General features: G+C 64.3%; 19 protein-coding genes and 1 pseudogene. 10 read left to right on the top strand and 10 right to left on the bottom strand.

Translation table 11 applies throughout. From position 1 onward, the window contains the following. Positions 1-425 precede the first annotated feature (425 nt). A complete protein-coding gene (locus tag MUU55_RS12810) occupies positions 426-1352 on the top strand; it encodes a sulfite exporter TauE/SafE family protein (RefSeq protein WP_244761143.1) in 927 nt (308 codons plus the stop codon). Then, positions 1349-2143, top strand: coding sequence for a TIGR02186 family protein (locus tag MUU55_RS12805; protein ID WP_244761142.1), 795 nt, complete (start codon positions 1349-1351; stop codon positions 2141-2143). Before MUU55_RS12810 ends, MUU55_RS12805 begins: the two co-directional genes overlap by 4 nt. Here the strand turns inward: MUU55_RS12805 and MUU55_RS12800 are convergent, their stop codons facing one another. Genes MUU55_RS12800 through MUU55_RS12790 form a run of 3 tightly spaced genes read right to left on the bottom strand, consistent with a single transcriptional unit; the run spans position 2144 to position 5968 of the window. Further along, positions 2144-2638, bottom strand: a complete 495-nt coding sequence (locus MUU55_RS12800; protein WP_244761141.1) for a winged helix-turn-helix transcriptional regulator — start codon at positions 2636-2638, stop codon at positions 2144-2146. Between the two features lie 53 nt (positions 2639-2691). After that, positions 2692-3417, bottom strand: a complete 726-nt coding sequence (gene pdeM, locus MUU55_RS12795) for a ligase-associated DNA damage response endonuclease PdeM (RefSeq protein WP_244761140.1) — start codon at positions 3415-3417, stop codon at positions 2692-2694. Between the two features lie 16 nt (positions 3418-3433). Further along, positions 3434-5968 carry a ligase-associated DNA damage response DEXH box helicase gene (locus MUU55_RS12790; protein ID WP_244761139.1) on the bottom strand — a complete coding sequence of 845 codons (2535 nt, stop codon included), beginning with the start codon at positions 5966-5968 and terminating at the stop codon, positions 3434-3436. Between the two features lie 202 nt (positions 5969-6170). On the opposite strand from MUU55_RS12790, the gene MUU55_RS12785 reads away from it, so the two are divergent. Further along, a complete protein-coding gene (locus MUU55_RS12785; RefSeq protein ID WP_244761575.1) occupies positions 6171-6452 on the top strand; it encodes a hypothetical protein in 282 nt (93 codons plus the stop codon). Between the two features lie 68 nt (positions 6453-6520). Here MUU55_RS12785 and MUU55_RS12780 read toward each other — a convergent pair whose 3' ends face one another. Continuing rightward, positions 6521-7156, bottom strand: a complete 636-nt coding sequence (locus tag MUU55_RS12780) for a DUF6198 family protein (protein WP_244761550.1) — start codon at positions 7154-7156, stop codon at positions 6521-6523. Positions 7157-7240: 84 nt separating this feature from the next. After that, positions 7241-8173, bottom strand: a pseudogene (locus tag MUU55_RS12775) (methyltransferase domain-containing protein); the annotation flags it as partial. 143 nt (positions 8174-8316) lie between these two features. Between MUU55_RS12775 and MUU55_RS12770 the strand changes: the two are divergent. The 4 genes from MUU55_RS12770 to MUU55_RS12755 are packed head-to-tail and all read left to right on the top strand — an operon-like array spanning position 8317 to position 10777. Beyond that, positions 8317-8583 (top strand): DUF6460 domain-containing protein, encoded by a 267-nt coding sequence (locus tag MUU55_RS12770; protein WP_117367915.1) that lies wholly within the window; start codon positions 8317-8319, stop codon positions 8581-8583. A gap of 2 nt (positions 8584-8585) precedes the next feature. Next, on the top strand, positions 8586-9074 hold the full coding sequence (locus tag MUU55_RS12765) for a CAP domain-containing protein (protein WP_244761138.1): 489 nt from the start codon (positions 8586-8588) through the stop codon (positions 9072-9074). Between the two features lie 9 nt (positions 9075-9083). Then, entirely contained in the window at positions 9084-9392 is a 309-nt protein-coding gene (locus MUU55_RS12760) for a putative quinol monooxygenase (RefSeq protein ID WP_244761137.1), read from the top strand. A gap of 23 nt (positions 9393-9415) precedes the next feature. Beyond that, positions 9416-10777 (top strand): MATE family efflux transporter, encoded by a 1362-nt coding sequence (locus MUU55_RS12755; protein WP_244761136.1) that lies wholly within the window; start codon positions 9416-9418, stop codon positions 10775-10777. A gap of 22 nt (positions 10778-10799) precedes the next feature. On the opposite strand, the gene MUU55_RS12750 is transcribed toward MUU55_RS12755, so the two are convergent. The 3 genes from MUU55_RS12750 to MUU55_RS12740 form a co-directional block, all read right to left on the bottom strand. Then, positions 10800-10997 (bottom strand): DUF2934 domain-containing protein, encoded by a 198-nt coding sequence (locus MUU55_RS12750; RefSeq protein WP_244761135.1) that lies wholly within the window; start codon positions 10995-10997, stop codon positions 10800-10802. A gap of 138 nt (positions 10998-11135) precedes the next feature. Beyond that, positions 11136-12221 carry a quinone-dependent dihydroorotate dehydrogenase gene (locus tag MUU55_RS12745; RefSeq protein WP_244761134.1) on the bottom strand — a complete coding sequence of 362 codons (1086 nt, stop codon included), beginning with the start codon at positions 12219-12221 and terminating at the stop codon, positions 11136-11138. Then, positions 12221-12565, bottom strand: a complete 345-nt coding sequence (locus MUU55_RS12740; protein WP_244761133.1) for a DUF952 domain-containing protein — start codon at positions 12563-12565, stop codon at positions 12221-12223. Before MUU55_RS12740 ends, MUU55_RS12745 begins: the two co-directional genes overlap by 1 nt. Before the next feature lie 107 nt (positions 12566-12672). Here MUU55_RS12740 and MUU55_RS12735 point away from each other — a divergent pair, with 107 nt between their 5' ends. Both MUU55_RS12735 and MUU55_RS12730 read left to right on the top strand, forming a co-directional pair. Next, on the top strand, positions 12673-13101 hold the full coding sequence (locus MUU55_RS12735) for a hypothetical protein (RefSeq protein WP_244761132.1): 429 nt from the start codon (positions 12673-12675) through the stop codon (positions 13099-13101). Between the two features lie 75 nt (positions 13102-13176). Then, entirely contained in the window at positions 13177-13830 is a 654-nt protein-coding gene (locus MUU55_RS12730; protein WP_244761131.1) for a response regulator, read from the top strand. Between the two features lie 2 nt (positions 13831-13832). Here the strand turns inward: MUU55_RS12730 and MUU55_RS12725 are convergent, their stop codons facing one another. Further along, positions 13833-17333: a hybrid sensor histidine kinase/response regulator gene (locus MUU55_RS12725; protein WP_244761130.1), complete on the bottom strand. Its 3501-nt coding sequence runs from the start codon at positions 17331-17333 to the stop codon at positions 13833-13835. A 187-nt stretch (positions 17334-17520) separates the two neighbouring features. On the opposite strand from MUU55_RS12725, the gene mscL reads away from it, so the two are divergent. Further along, positions 17521-17961, top strand: coding sequence for a large conductance mechanosensitive channel protein MscL (gene mscL / locus MUU55_RS12720; RefSeq protein ID WP_244761129.1), 441 nt, complete (start codon positions 17521-17523; stop codon positions 17959-17961). A 46-nt stretch (positions 17962-18007) separates the two neighbouring features. On the opposite strand, the gene MUU55_RS12715 is transcribed toward mscL, so the two are convergent. After that, a complete protein-coding gene (locus MUU55_RS12715) occupies positions 18008-18913 on the bottom strand; it encodes a hypothetical protein (protein WP_244761128.1) in 906 nt (301 codons plus the stop codon). Positions 18914-19065: the final 152 nt, after the last annotated feature.

Raw genomic sequence — 19065 nt, 5'->3', positions numbered from 1 at the left:
CGGCTTCTCCGGTTGACTTGATCATACCCCGCGGGCATGAGGCTCACCATGGCGCCGCACGTCGTTCACGATGTGCAACGGGCGCTGTGGCATTTTGTATGCGCTGCATGATTCTCATCCTTAAATCGGCCCCGATTTGCAGAATTATGCGGTAGAAAATTCATGTCTCCCCAAGATGATAAGGCGTTCGCCAAACGTCATCATCGATGAGGGCGCAGGGCGCGCCTCCTGGCTGCGCCTCACGACCGATCCTTGCGTGATGCAGGGCGCGACCGGCCGATGGAGGGGGCTTCCTTTCCCGCGGCGGGGCGCTTCTTTGCATTCACGGCCTGCCGAAGAGGAGCCGCGGCAGGGAAGGACGGGAAAGCGGCCGAGAGAAAAGTAGCCTCCGCGCGAGCGGAAGAATTGCCGATTGGGGTTTCGTTGTGACTGTCTACCTGCCCATTGCAGAGCTGTCGGTGAATATCTTCATCATTCTCGGCATGGGCGCGGCCGTCGGTTTCCTTTCCGGCATGTTCGGCGTGGGCGGTGGCTTCCTCATCACGCCGCTGCTTATCTTCTACAACATCCCCCCGGTCGTCGCCGTGGCCACGGGCGCCAACCAGGTCGTCGCCTCCTCGGTCTCGGGCGCGCTCTCGCATTTCCGGCGCGGCACGCTGGACGTGAAGCTGGGGACGGTGTTGCTGTTCGGCGGTCTGGCGGGCGCCACCGTCGGCATCTGGATCTTCGCGCTCCTGCGCCGCGTCGGCCAGCTGGACCTCGTCATCTCGTTGCTATACGTCGCGCTGCTTGGCACGGTCGGCACGCTGATGCTGCTCGAAAGCATCCGGGCGCTGCGTCGCTCCGCCAACAACCAGCCCGTCTCGCTGCGCCGGCCCGGCCAGCACAACTGGGTCCATCGTCTGCCGCTGAAGATGCGCTTCAAGAAATCGAAGATCTATCTCAGCATCATCCCGGTCGTCGGGCTCGGTTTCTGCATCGGCATCCTGACCTCCGTCATGGGCGTCGGCGGCGGGTTCATCATGGTTCCCGCCATGATCTACCTCCTGCGCATCCCGACCAATGTCGTCGTCGGCACGTCGCTCTTCCAGATCATCTTCGTCACCGCCTATACGACGATCGTGCAGGCGACGGCCAACCACGCGGTCGATATCGTGCTTGCCTTCATCCTGATGGTGGCGGGTGTGATCGGGGCGCAATATGGCGTGCGTGTCGGCCAGAAGCTGCGTGGCGAACAGCTGCGCGCGCTGCTCGCGCTGCTCGTGCTCGCCGTCGGTGCCCGCCTTGCGGTCGATCTCGTCGTCACGCCCGCCGATGTCTATTCCATCGTCAGCGAGGGGGTCTATCGATGAGAGCGATCGCTGTTCTTTTTCTCATCCTCGGCCTTGCCGCGCCTGCCGCCGCGCAGGTGCTGGAGGACAAGCCCGTCGAGTTTCCCGAAAGGCTCGAGATCGGCATCTCGACGGACGAGATCGCCATCACCTCGGATTTCCGCGGCGCCGACCTCACCATTTTCGGTGCGATCGAAGGCTACGATCCGGCCCTGCTCGCCCAAGGAAAATACGATATCGTCGTGGCGCTGGAGGGGCCGAAGGACAACAACACGGTGCGCGTGAAGGAGCGCATCTTCGGCATCTGGGTCAATCGCCGCTCGATGACCTTCGAGCTCGTACCGGAATCCTATTCTCTCTCGAGCACGCGCGACGTCGAGACGATCGCCGAGCCCGCCATGCTGAACGGCGTCGGCGTCGGCATCCAGCATATCCGCCTGTCGCCGATCGGTTATGTCGGCGATGGCAGCAACATCACGGAATTCCGCGATGCCTTCCGGCGGCTCAAGGAAAGCGGCAACTATTACCAGCGCGATCCGGGCGGCGTGCAGTTCATCAGTGCCAGCCTTTTCAAGGCGACGGTCAGACTGCCGGCGAACGTGCCGAACGGCACTCATGTGGTGCGCGCGCATCTCTTCCGCGACGGGGTCTTCATCAGCGAGAAGGCGCTGCCGCTGCGCGTGATGAAGACCGGGATCGAGCAGATGATCTCGAATGCCGCCTACAACAACGCGCTCCCCTACGGCATCTTCTCGGTGACGCTGGCGCTCATGACGGGCTGGCTCGCCAGCGTGGTCTTCCGCAAGGATTGATCAGCCGGCGCGGGCTGCGACAGTCGCTTCATAGGCGGCCTGCAATTCGCCGAAGACCGAGCGGGCAGGCGCCGGGGCGCCCGTATGGATGGCGCGCAGCTCCTCCATGAAGGCCGCCCACATCTCGGGGCCACCATCCTCCAGCAGTTCGGCACGGATAGACAGTTCCTCTGTAACGGGCAGGAAGCGCCGGCCCCAGGCGCCCATCACGGCAAAGACCGGCACCAGCGCGATGCCCATCTCGGTCAGGCTGTACAGCGCCTTCTGCTTGTGGCTCGGATCATCCTCTTTCGTGATCAGCCCTTCCGCGAGGAGGCGTTTCAGCCGGTCGGCCAGAATGTTGGAGGCGATACCTTCTTCGGATTTCGTCAAAAGTTCGCGAAAATGCCGGCGGTTGCCGAACATCATGTCGCGCAGCACGATCAGGCTCCAGCGGTCGCCGAGAATTTCCAGCGTCAGGTTGATCGGGCAACCGGATCGGCGGGCGTCTTTCATGCGATTCTCCAAAACTGCTTGCAGGGTACAAGCGGTTTTGGCGCCAAGCAATGTCAGCCGCGCAGGTTGGAAAACCGCACCGAATAGATGCGGTCGCGGCCGAGCATGTGGGCGATGAGGTTCGGCCGGTCGAAGAGGCCGGCCATCGCCTTGTGGCGGAGATCCAGGCCGCCGGTCATCAGGCCGAAGGCTGGCATCAGCAGGCGTTTGCCGTCGGTCGCGAAACAGGGACGGCGGACCGCCTTCTCGCGGCGGATGACGGTGGCGGCGGGATGCAGATGCCCGGCGATCTCGCCGGCAGGCGAGAGGAGCGACGGCTCGTGGCGGAAGGCGAGGCCCGCGTAGTGCAGCTCGTCGGCGGACTGGCCGGGCAGGTCGACGGTGCCGTCGGGATCGTGGTTGCCGTTGATCCAGATCCATTCGCGGCCGCGGGCAAGTTCCGCGATCTTCGCGCGAAAAATCTCCGGCAGATGGGCGGAGCCGACGCGATCGTGGAAATTGTCGCCGAGGCTGACGACGATGGCCGGGTCGTGTCTGACGATGACGGCTTCCAGCACCTTCAGCGTGGCGAGCGTGTCATAGGGCGGCAACAGCATGCCGCGGCGGGCAAAAGCGGCGCCCTTTTCGAGATGCAGGTCCGAGACGACGAGCAGACGGGTTTCCGGCAGGTAGAGCGCGCCGAGCGGATCGCAGACGGCCTCGACGCCGGCCACGACCGTGCGCGCGGAGACTGCGCCGAAATCCTGTATGTCCATCGATGCCAGCGCCAGTCTCTGCATGCGCGTTCGTTAAATCCTAAATATTGGTATCGCCCATCGCCTCGGCGATGAGGTCTTCGGCGGCTTCGGCCAGAAGCGAATCCTGCGCTTCGCCAGCCACCGTCTCCTTGCCGATTTCCAGCATGATCGGCACGGCGAGCGGCGAGATGCGATCGAGCCGGCGATGGGTGATATGTCCTTTGATTCGCATCAGCATATCGCCCAAGCGCTGAATATCCAAAAGTCCCGCCGCCGCATCGTTGCGCGTCGCCTCCAAGAGGATGTGATCCGGCTCGTGGCTGCGCAGCACGTCGTAGATCAGGTCGGCGGAAACCGTGACCTGCCGTCCGGTCTTTTCCTTGCCCGGATGGCGCTGCTCGATCAAACCGGCAATCACGGCGCAATTGCGGAAGGTGCGCTTCAGCATGAAGCTTTCATCGAGCCAGGCTTCGAGATCGTCGCCCAGCATGTCCTCGTCGAACAGGTTCGACAGTGACGGGCGCTCGATGGCGAAAGAATAGCCGAGGTCGTCCAGCGCCCAGATGGCGAGCGAATAGTCGGTCGCGACGAAGCCCAGCGGCCGACGGCCGGCGCGTTCCAGCCGTCGGGTGAGCAGCATGCCGAGCGTCTGGTGGGCGAGGCGGCCTTCGAAGGGATAGGCGACCATGTAGTGGCGGCTGCCGCGCGGAAAGGTTTCGATCAGCAGTTCGTCGCGCTTCGGCAGGGCGGAGACATCGCGCTGCAAGGCGAGCCAGTCACGCACCTGATCGGGCAGGGCGCTCCAGCGCTCAGGATCGTCCAGCATCGCGCGCACCTGATCGGCCAGATAGGTGGAGAGCGGGAACTTGCCGCCGGCATAGGCCGGCACCTTCGGGTCGAGCGAGAAGGCCTGGCTGACGAGGCATTCGTTCTCGCGGATGCCTTCGAAACGCAGCACCTTGCCGGAGAACAGGAAGGTATCGCCGGGCGCCAGCATTTCGAGGAAATATTCCTCGACCTTGCCGAGCGAGGCTCCGCCGCGGCCGACCGCACCCTTGGCGCCGCGCTTAACCATGCGCACGTTCAGCATCGGCATTTCGACGATGGTGCCGAGATTGAGGCGGTATTGCTGGGCGACACCGGGATTGGAGACGCGCCACAGGCCATCCGCCGTCTTGCGGATGCGGGCGTAACGCTCGTAGGTCTTCAGTGCATAACCGCCGGTCGCGACGAACTGCACGATGCGGGCGAATTTTTCACGCGGGAGACCGGCATAGGGCGAGGCGGAGATGATCTCGGCAAAGAGCGCATCCTCGTCGAAGGGCGCGGCACAGGCCATGCCGAGCACGTGCTGGGCGAGCACATCGAGCGCGCCGTCGCCGACGGGCGGCGTGTCCTGCGCGCCGAGATAGTTGGCGTCGAGCGCCGCCTGACACTCCATCACCTCGAAACGGTTGGCCGGCACGAGGATGGCCCGGCTCGGTTCGTCCATACGGTGATTGGCGCGGCCGATGCGCTGGGCAAGGCGCGAGGCGCCCTTCGGCGCGCCGACATGGATGACGAGATCGACATCGCCCCAGTCGATGCCGAGATCGAGCGTCGAGGTGGCGACGACGGCGCGCAGGCGATTTTCCGCCATGGCCTGCTCCACCTTGCGGCGCTGGCCGACATCGAGCGAACCGTGATGCAGCGCGATGGGCAGCGTGTCCTCGTTGATGTTCCAGAGTTCCTGGAAGAGGATTTCCGCCTGGCTGCGCGTGTTGACGAAGAGCAGCGCCGTCTTGTGCGCCTTGATTGCCTCATAGACTTCGGGCATCGCATATTTCGCTTGGTGGCCCGACCAGGGCACGCGCGCCTCGCTGCGGAGAATGGTGATGACGGGCTTGGCCCCGCCTGGCGCGGTAACGAGGCCGGCATGGTGTTCCGCCTCCGGCGTTTGCGCGACCAGCCAGCGGCGCAGGTCTATCGGCTCGGCGACGGTGGCGGAGAGGCCGATGGTCTTCAGGCCCGGCGCCAGCTGGCGCAGGCGCGCCAGACCGAGCGACAGCAGATGGCCGCGCTTGGAGGTGACGAGCGAGTGCAGCTCGTCGAAGATGACGTATTTCAGGTCCTTGAAGAAGCGCGGCGCTTCGCCATTGGCGATGAGCAGCGCCACCTGCTCCGGCGTCGTCAGCAGGATGTCGGGCGGGTTCAGTCGCTGGCGCTGGCGTTTGGATTGCGGCGTGTCGCCGGTGCGTGTCTCCACCGTGATCGGCAGGCCCATTTCCGAGACCGGCTTCATCAGGTTGCGCTCGATATCGACGGCGAGCGCCTTGAGCGGCGAGATGTAAAGCGTGTGCACGCCGGTAAAGGCCGAGCCCGGCGGTATCTTTCCGCGATGGGTGAGATCGGTCAGCGCCGGCAGGAAGCCGGCAAGCGTCTTGCCGGCGCCGGTGGGAGCGATCAGCAGCAGGCTCTCGCCGGTATTGGCGCGGGCGAGCAGCTCCATCTGATGCGCGCGCGGCTGCCAGCCCCTGTCCGCGAACCAGCGGGTGAAGGGCGGAGGTAGCAAGGAGAGGCCGTGGGCGGCATGGCTGAGGTGAGAATCGGGCACGGCGTTAAGCTAATTCACGCGCGCGGAAAGAAAAGCGTCCCCAGCAACAATCTCCGCGAACCGCTGAAACACGAGCCTTTCAAGGCGATACCGGCTTTTCACAGGCCGTACACGAAGCGGTTACCGCGGAAGAAAGATGAAACTTTTCGCGCCGGCCCCCCGTTTACCGCCCCGTGACAGAGAAATTGATAGGAGATTTCCCATGAAGAAGATTGTTCTTGCTCTGGCCGCCCTTTCGTTTTCTGCAGGCGCGGCACTGGCCGAAAACCCCTATGTCGGCCGCACCGACGTGATCCAGTCCGGCCCGAATGCCGGCCAGGAGGTGATGAACCCCGCGGTGAATAACCTGGATATGGGCACCACGGCGTCCATCACGTCGAACGACACCTCGCGTCAGGTCCCGAACGAGACCAATGAGCAGCTGGCTGATCCCGGCGCCAACCGTTACGGCGATTCCGATCCGGGCAGCATGCAGTTCGACTAAGCATTCGACCTGACCCAAGCAGGTCTTCGGCCCTTCCGGTCTCCGGGAGGGCCGAATGCGTTTGGGGCTTACATCGCGATGTAGCGGTCGGCGCGATGGTTGACGGTGAGGAAGAGGTTCAGCACCACGGCGCCGACGACCGAGCAGAGCACGATGAAAGGGGCGGCGACGGCGAAGGCGGCGATCAGCACGAAGAGATCGAAAGCAAGCTGCACGAGGCCGGCGCGGATGCCGAAGCGCTCCTGCAGATAGACCGCAAGCACGCCCACGCCGCCGAGGCTGGCGCGGTGGCGATAGAGGCCGAGTAGGCCGAAGCCGAGCAGGATGCCGGCCAGCACCGCCGTCCACATCGGATCGATGCTCTCGATGCGCACGAACTGCGGCTGGAACTCGGTGATGATGGAGGTCATGGTCACCGCAAGCACGGTCTTGATAGTGAAGCTCCAGCCGAGGCGCTTCAACGCAAGAATGTAGAAGGGGATGTTCACGACGGTGTAGTAGATGCCGAAGCTGACACCCGTGAGATAGTGCAGGATGAAGGCGACGCCGGCGGTGCCGCTGGCCACCAGCCCGGCGCTGCTCATCAGCGCCAGCCCGAGTGCGGCGATCATGCTGCTCGCAAACAGGCCCTGCGCATCTTCCAGCGGCGTGTGGCGGGTGGGGGTGGGATTCCAGAAGCCGAAACGCCGCTTGTCGCCGTCCATGGCCGATCTCCGATGATTTTTATCGTTGTATAGGGCGTCGCCGCTTGCGTGAAGCCTATGACTTTTTGCGCGACGCCTATGGCTGCGCCGGGCAAGGAACAGCAGGCCATGCACCGGCTGGCCGCCATCCTGGCGGATCACGCTCTTTTCCAGCGCCACCAGATCGAAGCCGGTCTCGGCCATCCGCCTGCGGATGAAAGCCTCGGGGTGGGCGTAGCGCAGCGAGGGGCGCAGCACGGGCGCCTCGCCATCGCCGCCATCTTCCACGGAGAAGGCGAAGAGGCTGCCGGGCTTGGCAAGCCGCGTGACGCTTGCAAAAACCTGCCCGAGATCGCCGAGATACATCAGCACGTCGGCGGCGCTGACGAGATCGGCACGGGCTTCCGGCAGATCGCCGAAGAGGCCGCTGTCTTCTGCCGGCAACGAAAGATCGGCCTGGGCGAGATGGTCGTAGACCGCTTTTTCTTCGGCTTTCGCCAGCATGCCGGTGGAGAGGTCGAAGCCTTCGAGACGGCCGGCATTGTTGCGGAACTCGACGCCGAACAGGCCGGTGCCGCAGCCGATATCGGCGACGAGGCCGAAATGCGCGTCTTCGCCGGAATGTTTGCGCACGAGCTTTGCGAGCGTTTGCGGCACGGTATAGTCGAGCCGTTCGACCAGCGCGGTGTCGAAGCGGTCGGCATAGTCGTCGAACAGGCGTTCGACATAGTGCATCGGCGGGGCGGCGGGGGCTTTCGCCATCCCGAGCACGGCGAGTTTCAGGCTGGCGCCGAAAATATCCGAGGGGTCGAGCGCGACGACCTTTTCAAGCGCGGCGGCGGCTGCCTCCTTCCGGCCCGATTTCTCGGCATATTCGGCGAGCCGGAACCAGCCGGCGGCCCAGCCCGGCACCTGTTCGAGCGCCTGCTCCATCAGTTCCTGCGCCTCCGCGAACTCGCCCGATTCCGCAAACATGCGGGCATAATCGGCGCGGCGGTCGGCGATGAGATCGCCGGAGGAGAAATGCGGGCTCGTCATGGGGGCTCGGATATGGAAACGGATGGCCGCTACATGGCAGGGCGGCGGCAAAAGGCAAGCGAATTCTCGTGAGCGGCCCTTGCTTGCCGCAGGCGGGGCGAACGCTTATCTCAGGGTCTAACGAATTTTTGGAGAATCAGCGGATGTCGAATGGCGTGAACGGGTTTCTGGGCGATAGCCCGCTGCGCGTGCTCATCAAGCTCCTGATCCTGTCGGTGGCCGTCGGCTTCCTGATGTCGATCTTCGGGCTCTACCCCGATGATATCCTGTTTGCCGTGCGCGATTTCGTCCTCGATCTCTGGCACACCGGCTTCAAGACGCTCGGCCGCCTCGGCGATTACCTGCTGCTCGGCGCCGTCATCGTCATTCCCGTCTTCATCCTCATCCGCCTTCTGAGCTACCGCCGCTGACCATGCTGACCCGTCGCACCTTCCTCGCCGCTTCGGCGGCGGCCATCGCGGCCCTTGCCGCTGGCTGTTCCACCACAAGCGTGCTGACGCCTTCGGCCGGCACAGGCAGCGACCAGACGGCCGCCTCGCTCGGCCTCGTCAACAAGCTCCGCGCCGAGCGCGGTCTGTCGGCGCTCGTCATCGACAAGCAGGCGCAGCGCGCCGCGATGGACCAGGCAAGCCGCATGGCATCCGCCGGCAAGATGGAACACAATATCGGCTTCGGCGCGAATTTCCTGAAGCGCATGAAGGGCATGGAAGTGGCGCTGCCGGCGGCGGAAAACATCGCAGTCGGCCAGGACAGCGCCGCGGAAGCCTTCGACGCCTGGTACCGCTCGCCGAAACACCTCGTCAACATGCTCGGTGCCAGCTATCGCGGCCTCGGCGTCGCCGTCGTTTCCAATCCGGCATCGGGCGGGCGGCCGTACTGGGCGATGGTGCTGTCAGGTTAAGGAGCACGCATGGGCGGCAGGATCGTGCGCATGGCGGATCTGGAGATCGATCCCGCGCAGCTCGACGCCTACAAGGCGCTGCTCGCCGAGGAGATCGAGGCCTCGGTGCGGCTCGAGCCAGGTGTGCTGATGCTGCATGCCGTGTCGATCGACGAGACGCCGGAAAAAGTGCGGCTGCTGGAGGTCTATGCGGACGAGGCGGCCTATCAGGCGCACCTCGCCACGCCGCATTTTCTCAAATACAAGACGCAGACCGCCGCGATGGTCCGCTCGTTGCGTCTCCTGCCGGTGACGCCGATCCGGATGGATGCGAAATAGGGCCGGTCTGAGGGGGAGTTTGCATGAGTGCCACGACGGCAAGCGAAAACGACGGGTCCGGTCCCTTCGAGGTGACGCACCGGCTGGTGCTGGCGATCGCCATTCCCATGACGCTCGGCTTTCTCACGACGCCGCTGCTCGGCCTGACGGACACGGCGGTGGCCGGGCGGCTCGGCTCGGCGGATGCGCTGGCCGGCATGGCCGTCGCCGCCATCATCTTCGATCTGCTGTTCGGCAGCTTCAATTTCCTGCGCGCCTCCACGACGGGACTGGTGGCACAGGCCTTCGGCCGCGGCGACCGGCGCGAGGAGCAGGCGGTCTACTGGCGCTCGCTCACCATTGCGCTCTGTTCCGGCCTCGTGCTGATGCTGCTCTCGCCGCTGTTGCTGTCCGGCGGACTTTTCCTGATGGCGCCGACGCCTGAAGTGGCCGAGGTCGCCTCGACCTATTTCATGATCCGCGTGCTTTCCGCCCCTATGGCGCTTGCCAATTATGCGCTGCTCGGCTTCGTGCTCGGGCGCGGGCAGGGCACGACGGGGCTGCTGTTGCAGGCGATCATCAACGGCATCAACATCGTGTTGTCGATCACGCTTGGCCTCGGGCTCGGCTGGGGAATTGCCGGCATCGCCTGGGGCACGTTCATGGGTGAAACGGTGGGCACGCTGGCAGGGCTTGCCATCGTCGTCTCGCGCTTCAATCGCGCCGACCGGCCTTCGCGGGCAGAAATCTTCGCGCCGGCACGGCTGAAGGCGCTGTTTTCGCTCAACCGCGATATCATGATCCGCACCTTCGTGCTGATCGGCGCCTTCGCGATCATGACCCGCATAGGCTCCTCCATGGGGCCGCTGGCACTGGCGGCCAATGCGGTTCTCATGAACATCTTCCTCGTCGCCGGCTACTATCTCGACGGCATCGCCAACGCGGCCGAGCAGCTCGTGGGCCGCGCCTTCGGGGCGAATTTCCGGCCGGCCTTCGACAGGGCTGTCAAACTCACCCTCCTCTGGTCGCTCGGTCTCGGTGTCGTCACCACTGGGCTTTTCCTGATCTTCGGGGCCGATATCGTCGGCTTGCTGACGACGACGGAAAGCGTGCGGGCCGAGGCGGCGAAATACCTGCCCTGGGCGGCGCTGACGGCAATCACCGGGGCACTGGCATTCCAGATGGATGGGGTGTTCATCGGCGCGACCTGGTCGAGCGCCATGCGCAACATGATGCTTTTGGCCTTTGTCGGCTATCTCGCGGCACTTGCCGTCTTCGTGCCGCTGTTGGGCAATCACGGCCTGTGGCTGGCGCTCAATCTCTTCCTGGCTTTCCGGGGGATTTTTCTGGCGCTGCGCCTGCCGGCGCTCGCCGGCCGGCAGTTTTCCGTGGCAAACCGGAGCTGATCTCCGGCGGGGTGGCCGGCATTCAAGCCGGCTGGATGCGTCCGAGGCTCAGACCCAGGAGATCGAGAGGGTTTTCCGGCCGTTTCGATTTTTCGCCATCTTCCGCGTAGATATCGGCCCTGGCGCGCAGCCAGTGCGTATATTCGCGGCCTTCAGGCCGGCCTTCCTCTTCCCAGATCTCGTGTGCCCTTTTGCGGATCCGTTCGTTTTGATCGTCCATGGTGTCATCCCTTCCTGGCCTTTTGGCCGTTATCAGGCGGGATCGGTGCAGGCTACCGTCGATGCGAATCGGCTTTTGCCGAACACTCCACCCGCAAGAGCTAAACCCTGCGGGAGGACTTTGGTTCCCCTGTGGCGATCAGAGGGTGCGATTGGCCCAATGTTCGGTGCGGGTGCCGCAAAGCATTGAAATCGAAGCGATCTGCTCGCGATCACAAATCCGCGAGAGCCCACCGACGATCTCGCCCGGCAGGGTCGGGCCGGCATAGACCATGCAGGAATAGAGCTGAACGAGGTTGGCGCCGGCGCGGATTTTCTCTGCCGCCGTCTCCGCCGAGGAGACGCCGCCGACGCCGATGATCGGCAGGGCTTCGCCGACGCGCCTGCGCATCTTGGCCAGCACCACGGTGGATTTCTCGAAGAGCGGTTTTCCCGAGAGGCCGCCGGCCTCGCCTGCATGGGTGACATTGCGCAGGCCGGCGCGCGACAGGGTCGTGTTGGAGACGATCAGGCCATCGAGCGGATGGGCGAGCGCCACCTCGGCGATGTCGTCGAGGCCTTCCTCGGTGAGATCGGGCGCGATCTTCAGGAAGACCGGAACCTGGCGGCCGCTGCGCGTAGCCTCTTCGGCGCGGGCGGCAAGCACGGCGGAGAGCAGCGCATGCAGGCTTTCCTTCGCCTGCAGGTCGCGCAGGCCGGGCGTATTGGGCGAGGAGATGTTGGCCGTGAAATAGCGCGCGACATCATAGAAGGTGCGGATGCCGGCGACATAGTCGGCGATGCGGTCTTCGCTGTCCTTGTTGGCGCCGATATTGACGCCGATCAGCGCATCGCGCCGGCACGCCTTGAGGCGCTCCAACGCGGCGGCATGGCCTTCATTGTTGAAGCCAAGGCGGTTGATGACGGCATCGTCCTCGACGAGGCGGAAGATGCGAGGCTTCGGATTTCCGTCCTGCGGGCGCGGCGTCACGGTGCCGATCTCGGTGAAGCCGAAGCCGAGGCGCAGCAGTGCTTCCGGCACCTCGGCATTCTTGTCGTAGCCGGCGGCGAGGCCGATCGGGTTGGGGAAAGCCAGGCCGGCGACGGTCTGGGCCAGCCGCGGATCGGCCTTGGCAGGGCAGGCGGGTACCAGGCCGGTCTTCAGCGCGGTGATGGACAGGCCATGGGCGGTTTCCGGGTCGAAGAGGAAGAGGCCCTTGCGGCCAAGCGTCGAAAGCAGGGACATCACAGCATCTCCGGAAACTGGTGGGCGCCGTCGGCGCCGAGCGGCAGGGGTTTTTCCCAGAGCACGGCGGACAGCGGCAGGGCGGCATAGAGGTGGGGGAAGAGATCGCCGCCGCGCGACGGCTCGAAGACCAGTTTTTCACCGAGCGCATCTCCATCGACGGCGATGAGCAGCAGGTCCGTCTGGCCGGTGAAATGGCGGGCGGCGGTTTCCTTGGCCTGCGAGGCGGTGGAGAAATGGATATAGCCGTCGGTCAGGTCGATGGCAGCACCCTCGAAAATCCCGACCTCTTTGGCATTTTGCCACAGACTTGCCGGAACGATCTTGTAGATTGTCTTGGCCATCGCGTCCGTTTCTCCCTTGCCTGCCGTCTTTACGGTAGCGCTTGCCGGAAAGAACGGCCGATGTCCACCGGTGAAAGCCCCGGAAACCGGCTCTTGGAGGATTTTGCATGCGAATCTCTGCCCTGCCCCTGACCTTCGCCGCTTTCGTCCTCGCAGGCTCCGCCCATGCGGACGGCGAGGGCCGCTACCGTATGGAAAAGACCGATACCGGTTTCATCCGCCTCGACACGGCCTCGGGCGATATCTCGCTCTGCCGCGAGCAGGACGGCCAGATCGTTTGCCGTATGGCGGCCGACGAGCGCGCGGCCTTCGAGAAGGAGCTCGATCTGCTGACCAAGCGCGTTGAAGCGCTGGAAAAGGGCGGCACAACCGCTCTGACGGATGCAAAACCCTCGCTACCGACGGATGAAGAGATTGACCGGACCATGACCGTCATGGAAAAGATGATGCAGAGGTTCATGGGCATCGTGAAAAACCTCGAGGACGGAGAGGAGAAAGCCGTTCCCGAGAAAGGCGCGGACCCGCAGAAGACCTGACGGAGAGGCTGTGCCCGCGCCGCCTCCTTCGTCAGGTTACAAACTCTTGGGCCATTTACTCTTGGGAGGGAGCGCATGGCATCGGCACTCACGATCATCATCGCGGACGACCATCCGCTGTTTCGCGGCGCCCTGAAACAGGCGCTGACGGGCATGGACGGCAATCCCGATATCGTCGAGGCCGGCGATTTCGAGGCGGCGCGCAAGGCCGCCGAGACCAACTCCAATGCCGACCTGCTGCTGCTCGATCTCGCCATGCCCGGCGTCAGCGGTCTTTCGGGCCTTATCTCGCTGCGCGCCGAATTCCAGAGCTTGCCGGTCGTCATCGTCTCGGCCAGCGACGATCCCGTCACCATCCGCCGCGCGCTCGATCTCGGCGCCTCCGGCTTCATCTCCAAATCGGCCTCCATCGAGGATATCCGTGAAGGCATCGCTTCGGTGCTGGCCGGCAACATCTATACACCCGGCGGCTATGTGCGCGGGCCGGAGCAGGACAACGAAGTGGCCGATCTCATCGCGCGGCTGCGCACGCTCACCCCGCAGCAGTCACGCGTGCTTGCCATGCTGGCCGAAGGTCTGCTCAACAAGCAGATCGCCTACGAGCTCGGCGTCTCCGAGGCGACCATCAAGGCGCATGTCTCGGCGATCCTCCTGAAGCTAAATGTCGACAGCCGCACACAGGCGGTCATCCAGCTCGGCAAGATCGGCGCGGCGCAGGCGGCTGCCTGATCCTATTCCGCCGCCTCCCGCTGCAAGGCAGAAAACTGCGTCAGCCAAGCGCGCATGGAGGCCGGGCGCACCGGTTTGTTCTGCACGAGAATAGTGTCCCGTTCCGCCTCGGCGCGCACGTCCGGCGTGCGGTCGGCGGTGACGAGCAGGGCGGGCACCTCGCGGGCGAGCGCGGCGCGGAGTTTTCCAATCGCGGCAATGCCGGTGCCGTCGTCGAGATGGTAGTCGGCGATCACGGCATCCACGGCCGGCGGGCCGGCGGCGACCAGTGCCTCGACGGCCGCGACGGATTCGGCGAGCGTCACCGTGCAGCCCCAGCCGGACAGCAGCAGGCGCATGCCGTCGAGGATTTTCGGCTCGTTGTCGATGCAGAGCACGCGCAGGCCCTTGAGCGGCTCGTCGCTGACAGGCACCGCGGCCGGTTTGTCCGCAATGTGGCGGCTGGCAGCAGCATCGATCGGCACGCGCACCTTGAAGCTGGTGCCACGGCCGGGCGTCGATTGCAGTTCGACGGGGTGCGACAACACGCGGGAAATGCGGTCGACGATGGAAAGCCCAAGGCCGAGGCCGGGTGCGGTGCGCGCACCCTCGTCGAGCCGGGCGAACTCCTTGAAGACCGTGCGGAACTTCGAGGCGGGAATGCCGATGCCGGAATCGAGCACCTGGATGACGGCGTGCCCGCCCTTGCGGCGCACGCCGACCAGCACCTTGCCGGACTGGGTGTATTTGATGGCATTCGACACGAGGTTCTGCACGACGCGGCGCAGCAGGTTCGGGTCAGTGCGGATGGCGAGCGAGCTGGAGAGCACGGTCAGCTTGAGGTTCTTCGCCCGCGCCATCGGCGCGAAGTCGGTCTCGATGCGCTTCAGCAGGTCCTTCAGCGCCACCGTCTGCACGCGCGGCTTCATGGCACCGGTATCGAGGCGGGAAATGTCGAGCACGGCGCCGAGGATCGCTTCCACCGATTCCAGCGAGGAATCGATGTTGTGGATCATCTCGCGGTTCTCCGTCTCGCCGAGCCGTTCGACCAGCGAGGAGGAATAGAGACGGGCGGCATTGAGCGGCTGGAGAATATCGTGGCCGGCGGCGGCGAAGAAGCGGGTCTTGCCGATATTGGCCTCTTCGGCGGCGGCGCGCGCCTCGGCAAGCGCGGTGTTGACGCGGGTGAGTTCGGCGGTGCGCTCGGCGACGCGGTGCTCCAGCGTCTCATTGACCTGTTTCAGCGCGCGGTCGGCGGCGACACGGTCGGTAATGTCGGTATAGGTGGAGACGAAGCCCTTTTCCGGCATTGCGTTGGTGCGCACCTCCACGATGCGCTCGCCGCCAGCAAGCACCAGCGCGAAAGGCTCGTCATAGGTCATGCTGCGCGTGATGGTGACCGCGCGTTCCTCCTCCGCAATATCGCCGCGCTCGGCGAGGATTTCCACGATGTCGGATAGCGGAAAACCGACCTGGCCGACATATTCCGGCAGGTCGAGCAGCTGGCGGAAGCGGCGATTCCAGACGGTGAGGTTGCCGGCGCTGTCGAAGACGGCGATGCCCTGGTCCATCTGGCCGAGCGCCGTCTGCAGCATATCCTGATTGTATTGCAGCGCCTCGCTGGCCTGGTCGAGCAACCAGTCGGTGTCCGTCGGCGTGTCGTCGATGCGCTGGAGCACAAGGGAGAGCACGAGGCGGGCGGAGGAAGAGCCGATGGCGCTGCCGAGCAGTTGCTCGGAGAAATGCACGATGGCCGCATCGGCCGGCGCATTGTCCTCCAGCCAGCGGCCGACCTGCCGCTCATAGGTGTGGAAGGAACGCTGCATGCGCTCCTCGCCGAGATATTTGGCGATGGTGGTCTTGAGGTCGCGCACGGTGACCTTCGTGCGGCGGCCGCGGAAGGCGCGCTCAAGGCGCGGTTTCGAGCGGATGAAGGTGCCGGCCTGCAGGCGCTCCAGCGAGGTCGGGTTGCGCGTCAGCGAGCCGATGATGTAGGCGCCGACATTGACCATCATCGCGACGAGCGTGGCGTTGACCAGAGGATCGGCATTTGCGCCGGTGAAAATGGTGGAGCCGGGGAAGAGGAAACCGAGAATGGTTTCGGCGACATAGGCATTGTCGGCAACGCCGAGGCTGGGCAGGAACAGCAGGTAAGCCCAGACGACGAGGCCGGAGATCATACCTGCCATGGCGCCGCGCGCATTGGCATTGCGCCAGAACAGGCCGCCGAGCATCGCGGGTGCGACCTGCGCGACGGCGGCGAAAGCGAGAAGACCCATCGAGGCAAGGCCGGCATTGGCGGTCGCGGCGCGGTAATAGGCATAGCCCAGCAGCAGCACGAAGAAGATCGCAAGCCTGCGGATGATGAGCAGCATGCGCGACAGGTCGTCCTGCTGGTCGACACCGCCGATGAGGTTTCGCCGGAGCACGACAGGGATGACGATATCGTTCGATACCATGATGGAGAGCGCCACGGAGGCGACGATGACCATGGCGGTCGCAGCGGAGAAGCCGCCGATGAACGCGATCAGCGTGAGGACGGGTTGGTCAAGGGCGACGGGAAGCGTCAGCACATAAAGGTCGCCGTCGCCCGCGCCGTTGAACGTCATGACGCCGCCGATCGCGACCGGCAGCACGAAAAGGTTGATGGCGACGAGATAGAGCGGGAAGAGGATGCCGGCCGTGCGCAATTCGCCGGCCGTGCGGTTCTCCACGACCGTCACATGGAACTGGCGCGGCAGCATGATGATGGCGAAGGCGGACAGTACGATCAGCAGGATCCAGCGTGCGACCGGCGTGTCATAGGCCAGCGACTGCATGACGCGCTCGTTTTCCGAGGCCCGCTGCCAAAGATCGCCCGGACCGTCGAACATACCATAGATGACGTAGAGGCCGACCGAGGCGATGGCTATGAGCTTGACCAGCGATTCCATCGAAATGGCGAGGATCAGGCCGTCCTGATGCTCTGTGGCGTCGGTATGGCGCGTGCCGAAAACGATGGCGAAGCAGGCAAGGAAGAGCGTGACGACCAGCGGCAGGTCGATGAGGCCGCCGGAGGTGTCGATCCCGAAGCCAGACGTATCGACCATGGCCGACACCGAACTCGATACGGCTTTGAGCTGAAGCGCGATATAGGGGATGTAACCGATCAGCGAGATCAGCGCGACGACGGCGGCGACACCGGGGTTCTTGCCGTAGCGGGCGGCGACGAAATCGGCGATCGAGGTGAGCCGTTCGGATTTGGCGAGCGTCACGATGCGGCGGACCAGCGGCATGCCGAGCGTGAACATCAGGATCGGGCCGATATAGATGCCGGCGAATTCCAGGCCGTGGGTTGTCGCGAGGCCAACGCCGCCGAAATAGGTCCAGGACGTGCAGTAGATCGCAAGGCTCAGCGCATAGACGAGCGGGCGTCCCTTCGAGGCGCGCTCGGACCGCTTGGCCTTGCGGTCACCGTAGCTTGCGACTGCGAAGAGCAGGAGCAGATAGGCGAGCGCCAAGGCGAATATCAGCGAGCCCGGCATGCTTCCTCCCGCAGTCCATCGGCTTTTTCGATCAAGGAGAATAGGCCAAAGCGGGCGCGAAGGAAATTGCGTCGAAGGTCGGGTATGCGAGGCTTTTTGTAGAAACCCCAAATATTGATGGATTGCAGTTTCTTCCTGGGAGAAACTGCACTAGTTTGCTTTTGCGTCGCAGCAAAAGGAGAGGCCTATGCTCAACGAATTCAAGGCGTTCATCGCCCGCGGGAATGTCATGGACCTTGCGGTGGGTGTCATTATCGGTGCAGCCTTCAACAGGATCGTCGAATCCATCGTCAACGACCTCGTCATGCCGGTCGTCGGTGCGCTGACCGGGGGCGGTTTCGACTTTTCCAACTATTTCATCGCGCTGTCGAGCAATGTGACGGCATCGTCGCTGGCCGCTGCCCGCGAGCAGGGCGCGGTCTTCGCCTACGGCAACTTTATCACCGTGCTCATCAACTTCCTCATCCTTGCCTGGATCATCTTCCTGATGATCAAGGGCGTGAACCGCATGCGCGCGTCGCTGGAGAAGGAAAAGGCAGCCGGTGCCGCCGAGCCCGCCCCGCCGCCGGAGGACGTGCTGCTGCTCACCGAGATCCGCGACCTCCTGAAGAGCCGTCCGGCCGTCTGAGGCCTTACGAGGTGGATTGTATGGAAGGCCCGGTTTGCCGGGCCTTTTATTTTGCCGGCCAGCCGTTGGCGCGGGCGTGCTCGATGGTCGCCAGAAGCGCCTCTGCCGGCGGAAGCCCGAGCTGTTCCGCCCGCCGGGCAAGCCAGCGTGCATGGACGAGGCGGATTTCGACGGGAACCTGCCTGATGCCGAGCGCCAGCGCAGCCGCCATGCGGTGCTTGCCGTTGGTATGGCGCACGAGGCGGCCTTCCGCGTCGATGGCGATGCCGATATCCCGCTCGGCAAGGTCCTGCCAGAATGTGCGCGTCCAGCGATGCCGGTAGCCCGTCTGGTTTCGCAGGCCGAGATCGGAATGCGGCAGGATGCCGTTTTTCTCGATATCCTCAATGAGGGCGAGGTAATATTCGAAATAGCCGTCCAGCTTGTCGTGCGTGTCGATGCCGATGCGGTTGCGCCAGATCGTTTCGCCCTCGGTGACCCGTCGCGCGTAATGGCGGTATCGCTTTCCCTTGCGGAAATTCTGCCGTGTGCGGCAAAGCTCGATGATCTCGGCATGCGAGGACGACTTGGCGACCGGTGCCAGAAGGTGCGACCAGTCTCCGCCGTCAAGGAAATGCGTTCCCACCCAGCGCAGGGATCCGGCTTCGAGAAAATTGTCGCGCAGGCGCATTTCGACGGTTTTAGGATCGATCTGCAGGAAAAGCGCATCGGCGAAATGGAAATGCGCGCGGGCGGCCGGCGTAGCCTGTCCCCCCTTGGCGGCGAGACGTAAGACCGCTTGATCGAACCGGCGGGAAAAACCGATATGAGCCGCGAGGAAATCCTGCACGGGCACCCAGTCGAGCGCCCGGCGGAGAAGCGACGGTCGGGGTGGACGTGTGCCCGAAGGGGCCCTGTCGTAAGCTGGCCCTGGAAATGTCTGCTCTTCCGCCAATGCCGTACCCGAATTCACGCTTCAGCCCTTGCTCAGCCGAGGCGGCAAGCAGCGTCGCATCCATGACAAATAAACGACGCTTTTGCAAAGGCGCGCGTGGATATTAACCCGGAAAACCGTCATGTGCCGGATTTTCCGGGTTGTTTTGGGCGTGCCGACACTCTCAGAAG

Source organism: Shinella curvata (assembly GCF_022899935.1).
GTDB classification, from domain to species: Bacteria; Pseudomonadota; Alphaproteobacteria; order Rhizobiales; family Rhizobiaceae; genus Shinella; species Shinella curvata.
This window is presented reverse-complemented; position numbering and strand designations above follow the sequence as displayed.

Bases quoted from the DNA above. Each gene is read 5' to 3' on its own strand.
- MUU55_RS12770 (WP_117367915.1), top strand. From the start codon at position 8,317: ATGTCGAATGGCGTGAACGGGTTTCTGGGCGATAGCCCGCTGCGCGTG.
- MUU55_RS12785 (WP_244761575.1), top strand. From the start codon at position 6,171: ATGAAGAAGATTGTTCTTGCTCTGGCCGCCCTTTCGTTTTCTGCAGGC.
- MUU55_RS12745 (WP_244761134.1), bottom strand. From the start codon at position 12,221: ATGTCCCTGCTTTCGACGCTTGGCCGCAAGGGCCTCTTCCTCTTCGAC.
- MUU55_RS12760 (WP_244761137.1), top strand. From the start codon at position 9,084: ATGGGCGGCAGGATCGTGCGCATGGCGGATCTGGAGATCGATCCCGCG.
- MUU55_RS12740 (WP_244761133.1), bottom strand. From the start codon at position 12,565: ATGGCCAAGACAATCTACAAGATCGTTCCGGCAAGTCTGTGGCAAAAT.
- MUU55_RS12805 (WP_244761142.1), top strand. From the start codon at position 1,349: ATGAGAGCGATCGCTGTTCTTTTTCTCATCCTCGGCCTTGCCGCGCCT.
- MUU55_RS12735 (WP_244761132.1), top strand. From the start codon at position 12,673: ATGCGAATCTCTGCCCTGCCCCTGACCTTCGCCGCTTTCGTCCTCGCA.
- MUU55_RS12730 (WP_244761131.1), top strand. From the start codon at position 13,177: ATGGCATCGGCACTCACGATCATCATCGCGGACGACCATCCGCTGTTT.
- pdeM (WP_244761140.1), bottom strand. From the start codon at position 3,417: ATGCAGAGACTGGCGCTGGCATCGATGGACATACAGGATTTCGGCGCA.
- MUU55_RS12800 (WP_244761141.1), bottom strand. From the start codon at position 2,638: ATGAAAGACGCCCGCCGATCCGGTTGCCCGATCAACCTGACGCTGGAA.
- MUU55_RS12780 (WP_244761550.1), bottom strand. From the start codon at position 7,156: ATGGACGGCGACAAGCGGCGTTTCGGCTTCTGGAATCCCACCCCCACC.
- MUU55_RS12755 (WP_244761136.1), top strand. From the start codon at position 9,416: ATGAGTGCCACGACGGCAAGCGAAAACGACGGGTCCGGTCCCTTCGAG.
- MUU55_RS12765 (WP_244761138.1), top strand. From the start codon at position 8,586: ATGCTGACCCGTCGCACCTTCCTCGCCGCTTCGGCGGCGGCCATCGCG.
- mscL (WP_244761129.1), top strand. From the start codon at position 17,521: ATGCTCAACGAATTCAAGGCGTTCATCGCCCGCGGGAATGTCATGGAC.
- MUU55_RS12725 (WP_244761130.1), bottom strand. From the start codon at position 17,333: ATGCCGGGCTCGCTGATATTCGCCTTGGCGCTCGCCTATCTGCTCCTG.
- MUU55_RS12750 (WP_244761135.1), bottom strand. From the start codon at position 10,997: ATGGACGATCAAAACGAACGGATCCGCAAAAGGGCACACGAGATCTGG.